11 protein-coding genes are annotated in these 11,745 nt (G+C 76.7%); all 11 read left to right on the top strand.

All coding sequences use genetic code 11. The features are described from left to right. The first annotated feature begins 32 nt into the window (after positions 1–32). Positions 33–887 carry an SAM-dependent methyltransferase gene (locus MUK52_RS07715; RefSeq protein WP_284575280.1) on the top strand — a complete coding sequence of 285 codons (855 nt, stop codon included), beginning with the start codon at positions 33–35 and terminating at the stop codon, positions 885–887. A gap of 2 nt (positions 888–889) precedes the next feature. Then, positions 890–2,365, top strand: a complete 1,476-nt coding sequence (locus tag MUK52_RS07720; RefSeq protein ID WP_284575282.1) for an FAD-dependent oxidoreductase — start codon at positions 890–892, stop codon at positions 2,363–2,365. Beyond that, positions 2,362–3,531: a hypothetical protein gene (locus MUK52_RS07725; RefSeq protein WP_284575283.1), complete on the top strand. Its 1,170-nt coding sequence runs from the start codon at positions 2,362–2,364 to the stop codon at positions 3,529–3,531. The genes MUK52_RS07720 and MUK52_RS07725 overlap by 4 nt, the downstream gene beginning before the upstream one ends. Before the next feature lie 8 nt (positions 3,532–3,539). After that, positions 3,540–4,379, top strand: coding sequence for a DUF6182 family protein (locus MUK52_RS07730; RefSeq protein WP_284575284.1), 840 nt, complete (start codon positions 3,540–3,542; stop codon positions 4,377–4,379). A gap of 1 nt (position 4,380) precedes the next feature. Continuing rightward, entirely contained in the window at positions 4,381–5,031 is a 651-nt protein-coding gene (locus MUK52_RS07735) for a LysR substrate-binding domain-containing protein (protein ID WP_284575286.1), read from the top strand. Continuing rightward, on the top strand, positions 5,028–5,858 hold the full coding sequence (locus tag MUK52_RS07740; RefSeq protein ID WP_246042365.1) for an alpha/beta fold hydrolase: 831 nt from the start codon (positions 5,028–5,030) through the stop codon (positions 5,856–5,858). Before MUK52_RS07735 ends, MUK52_RS07740 begins: the two co-directional genes overlap by 4 nt. Continuing rightward, positions 5,852–6,703: a methyltransferase domain-containing protein gene (locus tag MUK52_RS07745; protein WP_114054521.1), complete on the top strand. Its 852-nt coding sequence runs from the start codon at positions 5,852–5,854 to the stop codon at positions 6,701–6,703. Before MUK52_RS07740 ends, MUK52_RS07745 begins: the two co-directional genes overlap by 7 nt. Positions 6,704–6,788: 85 nt before the next feature. Beyond that, complete coding sequence (locus tag MUK52_RS07750; RefSeq protein WP_114054520.1) at positions 6,789–7,739, top strand: carboxymuconolactone decarboxylase family protein; 951 nt, start codon at positions 6,789–6,791, stop codon at positions 7,737–7,739. Between the two features lie 82 nt (positions 7,740–7,821). Then, positions 7,822–9,018, top strand: coding sequence for a cytochrome P450 family protein (locus MUK52_RS07755; protein ID WP_114054519.1), 1,197 nt, complete (start codon positions 7,822–7,824; stop codon positions 9,016–9,018). A gap of 184 nt (positions 9,019–9,202) precedes the next feature. Continuing rightward, on the top strand, positions 9,203–9,397 hold the full coding sequence (locus tag MUK52_RS07760; protein ID WP_284575289.1) for a hypothetical protein: 195 nt from the start codon (positions 9,203–9,205) through the stop codon (positions 9,395–9,397). Further along, positions 9,394–11,742: a TOMM precursor leader peptide-binding protein gene (locus tag MUK52_RS07765; protein ID WP_284575290.1), complete on the top strand. Its 2,349-nt coding sequence runs from the start codon at positions 9,394–9,396 to the stop codon at positions 11,740–11,742. Before MUK52_RS07760 ends, MUK52_RS07765 begins: the two co-directional genes overlap by 4 nt. The last annotated feature ends 3 nt before the right edge of the window (positions 11,743–11,745 follow it).

Below are 11,745 nucleotides of genomic sequence, written 5' to 3' on the forward strand. Positions count from 1 at the left end.
CCCCCGGCCCACCCCTGTACCAAGGAGCCCCCATGCCCGTACTCAATCCCGTCGAACGGACCGCCCTGCTCACCGCGGCGCTGCGGGCCGCCGAGACCCGCCGCGAAGACCGGCTGTACGAGGACCCGTACGCCGCCGGACTCGTCGGCGAGGCCGGCCCCGAACTGCTGCGGGAGATCCGCGAGGCGACCTTCCCTCCCGGCCGGCCGCGGACCCTGCCCAGCACCCCCGACTACAACGCCATCCGCACCCGGTTCTTCGACGACTTCCTCCAGGAGGCGGCCCGCGCACCGGAGACGACGCAGATCGTGCTGGCCCCCGCCGGCATGGACTCGCGCGCCTACCGGCTCCCCTGGCCCGGCCGCGTCCGCTACTTCGAGGTCGACCGGCAGGCCGTCCTCGACTTCAAGGCCGAGCGGCTGAGGGGCGCCGAGCCGCGGGTCGACCACCGCACGGTGGCCGTCGACCTCACCTCCGACGACTGGGAGGACCGCCTCGCCGCGGCCGGCTACGACCCGTCCGTCCCCTCGACGTGGCTGCTGGAGGGGCTGCTCTACTACATCCCCGAGGCCGACGCGCACCGGATGCTGGAGCGGGTCGCGGCCGTCTCCGCGCCCGGCAGCCGCATCGCCGCCGACATCGTCAACGCCGCCGCGCTGACACTCCCCCACATGCGGGGGCTGCTCGACGTCTTCGCGGGCTGGGGGTGCCCCTGGGTGTTCGGCACCGACGAGCCCGAAGACCTGTTCGCGCGGTACGGGTTCGACGTCCGCGCCGTACAGCCCGGCGAGCCGGGGGCCGACTTCGGGCGCTGGCCCGACCCCGTACCGCCGCGCGCGGTGCGCCGGGTGCGGCGCGTGTTCTTCGTCCACGGCCGGCGTCGCTGACGATGGCAGCCATCGTCATCGCCGGCGGCGGCACCGCCGGCCTCGCCACCGCCCTGGCGCTCGGCCGGCGCGGCCACCGGGTGCGGGTCCTGGAGCGGGGCGGCCCCCCGCCGGACGGGCCGGCCGTGGAGAGCGCGCAGCGGTGGCGGCGGCCGGGGGTCCCGCAGGCCGTCCACGACCACATCCTGAACGCGCTCGGCGTGCGCATGCTGCGCCGGCACGCCCCCGACGTGCTCGGCAGCCTGCTGGCGCACGGCGCACGGCTCCTCGACCTGACCGCGGCGGCGCCCGGCGGCCCCGCCGGGCCCGGCGAGGAGGAGCTGGTGACCCTGGTCGCCCGCCGCTCCCTCCTGGACGTCGTCCTGCACCGGGCCGCCGCGGCCGCGCCGGGCGTGTCCTTCAGCCACCGCACGGCCGCCGCCGGGCTGCTGACGGCCCCGGCCGGGCCGTCGGGCCACCGGGTGGCGGGAGTCGTCGCGGACAGCGGGGAGCGGATCCCGGCCCGCCTCGTCGTGGACGCGACCGGGCGCCGCTCCGCGTCCCGGTCCTGGCTCGCGGCGGCCGGGCTGCCGGTGGCGGACGACCTGAGCGGCCCCAGCCGGCTGCACGCGTACGGCCGCTTCTACCGGCTGCGCCGCCCCTGCGGCCCGCTGCCCGGGCCGCTCAACCGGGGCAATGCCGCCGGGGGGATCTGGGGCCACTACTCGGCCGTCCTGCACCCCGCCGACAACGACGTCTTCGCCATCACCCTCGGCGCCCTGCCCGGCGACCCCGCCTTGGCCGCGCTGCGCGGCGCCGGGGCGTTCACCGCCGCCTGCCGGCTCTCCCCGTACCTCGCGCCGTGGGTCGAGGAGGACGCCGCGCAGCCGCTCGGCCCGGTCCGTGCGACCGGCATGCCGCCGAACGTCCTGCGCGGCACGGCAACCGACCGGCAGCGGCCCGTCCGCGGGCTCCTCCAGGTCGGCGACGCCGCGTGCACCACCGACCCGATGTTCGGGCGCGGGCTGTCCCTGGCCCTGGCGCACGCCTTCGGGCTCGCCGGGCTGGTCGACGGCCGCCCGGAGCCGGACGACCGGCTGGCGCGGGATGCCGCCGGCCTCGCCGCAGGGCTGCTGCGCCCCTGGTTCGACAAGGGCGTGCACGACTCCCGGCTGCGCGTGCGCCAGTGGCGCGAGGCGACCGGCGCGGCCGCCGGCCCCGAGCCCGCCGGCCCGCCCGAGCCGCCGGCCCCGCCGGTCCCGGCACGCCTGTGGGCCGCCGCGACGGCGGCCGCCGCGGCCGACCGCGCCGTGTGGCGCGGGCTCACCCGGATCCAGACGAGCCTCGCCACGCCCGCCGAGGTCTTCGCCGACCCGGCGTTCCTGGACCGCGTACGGGCCGCGGACACCGCCCGCCCCGGGGCGGCCGCCCCGGACGGACCGCGGCCGCCGACCCCCGCCGAACTCCGGCACGCCCTCACCGCCCGGGAAGGAGGATGACGGTGCAGCCCCGCAAGAACGTCCTGCTGGCTCCGGTCACGGTCACCCCGACCAAGCCGCTGACGCCCAGCCACCTCAAGGGCCTGCTGTGGACCGACGTGATGTACCGGGCCACCGCGCCGCTCGCCGCGGTGACCTACCGCTACAGCCACACCACGTACCACGTCACCGAGCAGACGGTCGGCTTCTGGGAGTACCTCGACCGCACCCGCGGCGAGACCGACTACGGCCGGCTCTCCGAGGAGGAGATCGGCGACCTGTACGTGGCCTACCGGTCCGAGGACCGGCCGCAGGACGCCGGCGTCCTGCGGCCCTACCGCGACGCCGTCGAGCACGGCGGCTGGGTCCACCCGGCGAGCGAGCGGATGCTGCGGCTGTGGGCCGGGCACTACGAGCGCCTCGGCATGCACGACCCGGGCCTGCGCGAGCACCAGCCGCCGGGCCTGGGGCTGGAGGAGATGCTGGAGCGGCTCGCCGCCGTCGGCCTGCTCCTGGACCAGCGGCACTGCGGCGGCCCCGTCTACCTCGACCTCACCCGGTACGGGATGCCGCTGCGCCGGATCGTCACCTCCGACGGCCGCCCCAACTACCTCGCGTGCGCACTGCGCGAGCTGATTCCGCTCGTCCCCTGGTACGACGAGGTCGTCCTGCTCTACGACCGCGAGCTCGACTCCGACTACCAGCTCCTGAACCGGGTCCTGTCCCGGCTCGGGCCGACGGTGCGCCGCGTCCCGATCGGCCGGGTGCCGATCGACGGCCGGATCACGTCGGCCCGGCACGGCGGCTGGCACGGCCACACGGCGGGCGCCCTGCTGGACGCCGCGGCCGAGGCCGCCGGCGACGGCGGTGGCGGTGGCGGTGGCAGCGGCAGCGGGACGGATGCGCTCCGGCTCGGCATGCGCCTGTACTTCATCGCGACGCTCGGCCCCGGCCACTCCCAGTCCTTCCGGCACGACCTGCTGCGCAACTGCCTGTCGGTGGCCGCCCGGCTGCTGCGCCGAGCCGCCGGCGAGGGCCCGGCTGCCGGCGCGGGCGACCTGCTCGGCGCCCTCGACCGGCACCGGCGGGGCCACACGTACGTCGACCCCTACCGGCTGGCGTCCTCGCTGCTCGGCAGGGGCCGTCCCGCTCCCGATCCCGCACTCCTGTCGGCGGTGTTCCTGTGACCAGTCCCGTGACCAGCTCCCCGACCCGCTCCGCGGCCCGTTCCGGAGCCCGTTCCGTGCGCCCCGCGGCGCCCGCCCCGCCCGCGCCCCCCGCGCCCCCGCCCGCCCCGGCCGCCTCCCTGTCGTCCGCGGTGCTGCTCAAGTCGGCCGCGGACCGGGTCCGGTCCGCGCGCCCCGAGCTGGCGGACCGCCTCGACCTGTCCAGCGCCCAGGCCCTGCGGGCCGTGCGGGACGGCTTCCACGGCAGCCGCGGCGTCGAGGCCGGCGAGGTCCTGGCCGTGGTCGTGATCGGCCGCCTCGACCTGCCCCGCTGGGTGAAGGAGACCTGCGCCTTCGCCCTCTCCCTCGCCCCCGCGGCGCGCGAGGCGTGGCGGCGCTCCTTCACCCGGACGGTCTACCTGGCGGGCAACCCGGCCAACCTGCGCGGCCGGTTCTCCTTCGACCACGTCGCCTCCGACGACTCGGCGGCCTGGGCCGCGCCGGCGCCCGGCTCGGCGACGGCCACCCTGCGCCGGCTCCTGAAGGCGTTCGAGGCCTCGCACGAGCTGACGGCCCTTCCGGCGGTCGGCGTGACCGTGCCCGGCCGGCCCGGCGGGCGCCGCCCCGTCCACCGCGACCTGTACGTCGCCACCGCGAAGGTGACCGTCACCGACGCGCTCGTCCACGTCAACCACCTGCTCGCCGAAGCCGTCCTGGACGGGCTGATCGGCCCCGGCGACCGCCTGACGCTGCGGTTCGTGCCGCGGCTGACCGGCCTGGGCGCCCAGCTCGCCATGCTGCGCGTCGACACCGACGTCCACCGCCCGGACGAACTCCAGGCGTATGCCGGACTGACCTCGGAGGTCTGAAGTGCCCTTCCCCCGAACCGGCGCGGCTCCCTCACCCGCCGCGCCGCGCCCGGTCCGCCTCGGCGTGCACGGCCCGCCCCGCCAGGCGGAGCGGATCGCCGCCGCCGCGGGCGTCCCGCCGTCCGCCGTGGAGTACGTCCCCTACGAGGTGGCCGAGCCGTTCGCACCGCTGCGCGCCGGCCTGGCGGACCTCATGCTCCTCAAGTACGACCCGCTGGAGCCGGACATCGCCGTCAGCGCGCCCGTCGCCTTCGACGGGCGGGCCGTGCTGGTCGGCGCCGGCCACCCGCTCGCCGGCCGCGGGGAGGTGTCGATCGAGGAGGTCGCGGACTACGAGGCGTTCCGGTGCCCCGGCAGCTTCCCCGCGCACGTGTGGGACCTGGTGGTGCCGCCGCGCACCCCGGGGGGCCGCACGATCCGCCGCGTCCACCCGATGACCACTCTCGGCGCGCTCGCGGAGCTGCTGCGCAGCAGCCCGGCGGTGCACGTCTCGTTCCGGTCGCTGGCGGCCGTCCTCCCGCCGGACATCGAGGTCGTCCCGGTGCACGACCTCCCGCCGTCGCCGGTCGCCTTCGGCCGGCTGCGCGGCGTCGACCAGCCGGAGCACGTCGCGCGGTTCGTCGCCGCCGCGGAACGGGCGGTGCAGCGGTGAGCGCGGCCGTGCACGCGGACGCGCCCGGGGCGGGCCGCCCGCGCGCGGAGGACGCCGGCGGCCCGCCGGTGGTCCTCCTCCATGCCCTGCCGTTCGACGCGTCCATGTGGGAGGGCCCCGCGCGGGAGCTGCGCGCCCGCGGCCACCGCGTCCTCGCCGTCGACCAGCCCGGCTTCGGCGCCGCGCCTGCGGCGCAGGGGCCGCCGTCGCTGGACTCGGTGGCGGACGCGCTCGCCGCGGAGCTCGACCGGCAGGGGATCGGCTCCGCCGTCCTGGCCGGCTGCTCCCTGGGCGGCTACACGGCCATGGCGTTCCTGCGCCGCCACCCGCACCGGGTCCGCGGCCTGGCCCTGCTGGCCGCCCGCGGCACCGCCGACACCGCGCAGGCCGCCGAGCAGCGCCTGCGCTTCGCCGACGCGTTCCTCGACGACGCCGCGCGCGGGAGGCTCGTGGCGCAGACCACTCCGTCGCTGCTGGGCGCCACGACGCGTCGCCGGCGGCCGGACCTCCTCGACCGGGTGACGGGCCTGGCGCTGGCGGCCCCGCCGCAGTCGGTCGCCTGGACACAGCGGGCCCTCGCGGCGCGCCCCGATTCCACGGCGGTCCTGCGCGCGGCCGCAGTGCCCGCCCTCGTCGTCCTCGGCGGCGAGGACGAGCTGGTCGCAGCAGCGGAGGCGCGGCCGGTCGCCGCGGCGCTGCCGCAGGGCCGGCTCGCCGTCCTCCCCGGCGTGGGCCACCTCGCCCCGCTGGAGGCCCCGCGGGAGACGGCGCGGCTCCTCGCCGGGCTGCTCGCCCGTGCCGGAAAGGCGGGTGCCGGCGCATGGTGACGGCCGACCACGCGGGGTGGGGGTACACCGCCTCCACGGGGCTCGCGTTCACGCACGGGGAGATCGTCGACCAGCACTTCGAGGCGTGCGCCGGCCACTACCGGGAGGCGCTGCACGGCGTGGGCCTGCGGCCCGGCTGGCAGGTGCTCGACGCCGGCTGCGGCAGCGGCGCCTTCCTGCCGCTGATCGCGGAGCTCGTCGGCCCGGAAGGGGGCGTGTGCGCCGTGGACCTGGCTGCGGAGAACGCGGCGCGGGCAGCCGCGCGGATGCGGGCGCACCCCGCGCGGGCCCGCGTGGAGGTGCGGCAGGGCAGCGTCCTCGACCTGCCGTACGAGGACGGCGCGTTCGACGCGGTGTGGTGTGCGAACACGACGCAGTACCTCGACGACGGGGAGCTGGCGCAGGCGCTGTCGGAGCTGCGCCGGGTCACCAGGCCGGGCGGGCTCGTCGCCGTGAAGGACGTGGACGGCACGCTGAGCACGGTGCGCCCGGCGGACCCCTTCCTGATCACTGACTTCTTCCGGTGGTCGGCCGCCTCCCCCGGGTACGCCCGCCAGCTGCTGCGCGGCCGGGACCTCCACCGGTGGCTGCGCGCGGCCGGCCTGGAGGCGGTGCGGCAGCGCACGCTGCTGATGGAGCACCACGCGCCGCTCCCGCCGGCGGCCTTCCGCTTCTACGGGAACGCGTGCGCGCGTTTCGCCCTGCAGGCGGCGGCCGAAGGCGCCCCGGGGAACTGGGCGCCATTTCTGGACCCGGCGGATCCGGCCCATCCGCTGCGCGATCCGGACGGATACATCAGCGAGGGCAACGCCCTCGCGATCGGCACGGTTCCGAAAACTCCCTGAAAAAACCGTCCTCTTCTCGGCGGAAGAGGAATTCGACCCGATTCCCTCCCCCACAGCCGACCCCTATCGAATGGATCGAGACGTCATGAATGCATCGCGAAAGACCGCGGAATTCTCCCGCCGCACCACCCTGACCGGGGGCGCCCTGGTCGGAATCGGCCTTGCCGAGGGCCTGCTGGGCGCGGCTCCGGCGGCGGCCGCCGGCGCCCCGGCGGCCGGAGCCGCCGCGGCCGCGGACGCCGCCGCCGCGGGCAGGAACTCCCGCTACGCGCGCGGGCTCGCCGTGCTGCGCGAGACCTCGGGCGAGCGCGGGACCGCCGTGGTCGAGTCGCTGAAGGACATCGCCCCCGACCTCGGGCGCTTCGTGGTCGAGTTCGCGTACGGCGACATCTACCCGCGGGCCGGTCTGGACCTGCGCGAGCGGGAGCTCGTGACGCTGGGCGCGCTGACCGCCCAGGGCGACACGGCGCCGCAGCTGAACTTCCACATCGACGCAGCGCTGCACGTCGGCGTGAAGCCGGCCGAGGTGGTCGAGGCGCTGATCCACCTGGTGCCCTTCATGGGGTTCCCGCGGGCGCTGAACGCGATCGGCGTCGCCCGGACGGTGTTCGCCGACCGCGGCGTGGCCTTCCGGCCGCCGGTCATGAACGACGCCCGCGACCGCTACCGGCGCGGTGTCGACAAGCTGGTGGAGATCGACGGCCGGCACGGTCTGGAGGTCGTCGAGTCTCTGAAGGACATCGCGCCCGACCTGGGGCGGTTCATCGTCGAGTTCACCTTCGGCGACGTCTACCACCGGCCGTGGCTGTCGCCGCGGCGGCGCCAGCTCGTCACGGTCGGCGCGCTCACCGCGTTCGGCGACACCGCCCCGCAGCTGCGCGTGCACATCGGCGCCGCGCTGAACGTCGGCCTGAGCCCGGCGCAGGTCGTGGAGGCGCTGATCCACGTGGTGCCGTACGCGGGCTTCCCGCGGGTGCTGAACGCCATCACGGTGGCGCGCGAGGTGTTCGAGAAGCGGAAGACCTCCGTCTCGTAGGGGCCGGGCCCCGCCCGCGCGCCGACCGCGCGGGCCGGGGCCGCCGCCGCAACACCGTCCGACGAAGGGAACGGCAGGCAGCATGCACACGGAGATCGCGGCGGACTTCGCGGCGCTCGGCGAGGACTTCACCCGCGACCCGTACCCGGTGTACGCGGCCCTGCGCGCGCGGGGCCCGGTGCACCGGATCCGCACGCCCGAGGGCGCCGAGGCCTGGCTCGTCGTCGGGCACGAGGCCTGCCGGGCCGCGCTCACCCACCCGGGCCTGTCGAAGTCGTGGCGGGACGCCTCGCCCGGGCTGCCGCTGGCCCGGCTCTCGGCGGGCGAGAACCTGCTGAGCTCGAACCCGCCCGACCACACCCGGCTGCGGCGGCTGGTGGCCGGGGAGTTCACGCCGCGGCGCGTCGAGGGGCTGGCCCCCCGGGTGCGGGAGCTGGCGGGCGGGCTCCTCGGCGCGATGCTCGCCCGGCCGGACCGGCGGGCCGACCTCGTCGAGGCCCTGGCGTTCCCGCTGGCGATGGGCGTGATCTGCGAGCTCCTCGGCGTGCCCGCCCTGGACCGCGCGTCCTTCCGGGACTGGGCCGGGCAGGCGCTGAGCAGCCCGGACCGCGAGGTGCGTACGGCCGCCACCGCCGCGATGACGCGGTACCTGGTCGGCATGGTGGAGGAGATGCGGGCCCGGCCCGGCGCCGACCTGATGAGCGCACTGATCCGGACCACGGACGAGGACGGCGGCCGGCTCTCCGCGGACGAGCTCATCGGCATGGCCTGGCTGCTGCTCGTCACCGGCTTCGAGACCACCGTCAACCTCATCGCGACGGGCGTCCTGCTGCTCCTGCGCCACCCCGACCAGCTCGCCGCACTGCGCGCGGACCCCGCGCTGGCGGGCGGGGCCGTGGAGGAGGTCCTGCGCTACGAGGGGCCGGTCGAGACCACCACGTACCGGTTCACGACGGGTCCCGTGGAGATCGGCGGGGCCGCCATCCCGGGGGGCGGCGAGCTGGTGCTGGTCGCGCTCGCCGACGCCGACCGCGACCCGGCGCGGTTCACGGATCCGGACCGCTTCGACATCCGCCGGCCGGCGGGCGGCCACATCGCATTCGGCCACGGCATCCACTACTGCCTGGGCGCCCCGCTGGCCCGGCTCCAGGCGCGCACGGCCCTGTGCGCACTGCTGGAGCGCGCCCCCGGGCTGCGCCTGGACGCCGACCCGGCGTCGCTGCCGTGGCGGGCGGGGCTCCTCATCCGCGGTCCCCGCAGCCTGCCTGTCCGCTGGTAGGGCGGAGCCTGACGTTCCGGCAGCACTCGGGGCGCCCGGCCGGTGGTCATGCCACCGGTCGATGTGAAATCTTCATCCCGTGATGGTGACGGCAGCACTGTCTGCGGTCGCCTGTTCCCTCGCAGAATCGTTCATGAACGGATCGAAACCCGCCAGACGACAACGCAAAGGGAACCTGACCACCATGACCAGCATTCCGGCCAGTGCCCGCACCACCGTCAACGGATCCGCACCGGCCCCCGCCCACTCCGCCCGCCCGGGCCTCGTGATCGAACACCTCGACGCCCTGCCCGACACCCAGCACGCGCTGTTCACGGTCTGCGCCGTGACGCAGCTGGCCGAGCCGGCAGCCCCGGCCGCCGGACTGCAGGGCGCATGAGCACTGCCGAGCGCGGGCGGCCGGCCGCGCCTCCGGCGGCCGCGGACCGCCTGGTGGGCTTCAAGTCCCACCTGCGGCCGACGGTCGTGCCCGGCGACGCCGCCTACCTGGTGTCCCGGCGCGGAGTGACCGCGCTGGGAGGCAGCCAGGCGGAGGTACTCGTTCCGCTCCTCGACGGCACCCGCACCGCGGGCGCGGTCCGGCAGGAGGCCTCCCGCCTCCTGGGAGCGGAGGACGCCGAAGCGGCCCTCACCGCCCTCACCGACGCCGGACTGATCCGCGCCACCTCCCCGCCGGCCGCCACCGCGGCCGGCGGGGTCCCCGCGCCCGGCGCTGCCGAGGCCGAGGCCTACTGGGACCTGGCCGGGCTGGACGGAGGCCTGGCCTCCGCCGACCTGTCCCGGGCGTCCGCCGCGATCGAGGCCCTGCCCGGACTCGACCCGACACCCGTCGCGGAGGCCTGCCGGGCCTCCGGCGTGGCCGTCGCCGGCGACGCGGACGGCGCCTCCCTGGTCCTCGTCCTGTGCGACGACTACCTCTCCCCCGGCCTCGCCGCGGCCGACGCCGCCCACCGCGCGGCCGGCCGGCCGTGGCTGCCGGTCCGGCTCTGCGGAACCGAACCCTGGGTGGGCCCGTTCTTCCGGCCGGACACCGGCCCCTGCTGGCACTGCCTGGCCGTCCGGCTGCGCGGCCACCGCCACTCCGAGCTGCCCGTAGGCCGCGCGCTCGGCCTGGACGGGCCCGTTCCGCGGCCCCCGGCCGGGCTGGCCGCCGGGACGGCCCTCGCGGTGAACCTCGCCGTCCTGGAGGCGGCGAAATGGCTCGCGGGCCTGCGCAACCCCGAGCAGGGCCACCTCCACACCTTCGACACGCTGCGGCTGCGCACCTCCGGCCACCGGGTGGACCGGCTGCCCCAGTGCCCTGCGTGCGGCGACCCCGGCCTCGTCGCCCGCCGCGTGCACGCCCCGTTCGTCCCCGCCTCCCGGCCCAAGGCCCCGGCCGCCGCCGGAGGGAACGGGGACCGGGCGCTCACGCCCGCGCAGCTGCTGGCTGCGTACGGGCACCTCGTCGACCCGGTGACCGGGGTGGTCAAGGAGATCCGGCGGGCGCCCGGCACCCCGGACGACGCCCACGCCTACACCTCCGGCCACAACCTGGCCATGGCGTCGGCGACCCTGGCCGGGCTCCGCTCGGGCCTGCGCGCGCTCAGCGGCGGCAAGGGCCGCACCGCCGAGGAGGCCCGCGCGGGCGCGCTGTGCGAGGCGGTCGAGCGCTACAGCGGCACCCGGCACGGCGACGAGCCGACGGTCCGCGACTCGCTGCGCGGCCTGGGCGCGGCGGCCGTCCACCCCGACGACTGCCTGCTCTACAGCGCCCGCCAGTACGCGGAGCGCGACCTGTGGAACGCCCGTGCCTCCCGCTTCCACTACGTGTCGGCGCCGTTCGACGAGACGCGGCCCACCGACTGGACGCCGGTGTGGTCGCTGACCGGGGGCGTGCAGCGGCTGCTGCCGGCCTCGATGCTGTACTTCGCCCGCGGCGACGGCCGGGCTCCGGCCCCGCACCCGGACGACCCGTGGGCCGACTCCAACGGCAACGCGGCCGGCAGCAGCCCCGAGGACGCGCTGGTGCAGGGGTTCATGGAGCTGGTGGAGCGGGACGCGGTGGCCCTGTGGTGGTACAACCGCACCCGCCAGCCGGCGGTCGACCTGGACGCGTTCGCCGACGACTGGACCGAGCGGATCCGCCGCGGGCTGCGGCGGGCGGGCCGGGAGGCGTGGGCGCTCGACCTCACCTCGGACCTGGGGATACCGGTGGTCGCGGCGCTGTCCCGGCGCACCGACAAGCCGGGCGAGGACGTGGTGTTCGGCTTCGGCGCGCACTTCGACCCGGGGGTCGCGCTGCGCCGGGCGCTGTCGGAGATGGCCCAGCTGCTGCCCGCGGTGCGGGACGCCCGGCCGGACGGCACGGGGTACCGGATCGGCGACCCGGAGCCGCTGTCGTGGTGGCGGAACGCGACCGTCGGGAACCAGCGGTACCTGGCGGCCGATCCTGCGGCGGCGCCGCGGACTCCCGCCGACTGGCCGGCGGTCCGTACCGCGGACCTGCTGGACGACGTACAGACGATCACGGAGTTGGTCCGGCGGAAAGGCATGGACCTGTTGGTCCTGGACCAGACACGGCCGGACCTGGGGATTCCGGTAACGAAAGTGGTCGTACCGGGACTGCGTCACTTTTGGCCGAGATTCGCTCCCGGCCGGCTATTCGACGTGCCCGTGGAACTCGGCAGACTGGCCGAACCCACACCGTACGACCAGCTCAATCCCATCCCTCTGTTCGTGTGAGCG

This window comes from Streptomyces sp. 2P-4, assembly GCF_030167965.1.
Lineage (GTDB): Bacteria > Actinomycetota > Actinomycetes > Streptomycetales > Streptomycetaceae > Streptomyces > Streptomyces globosus_A.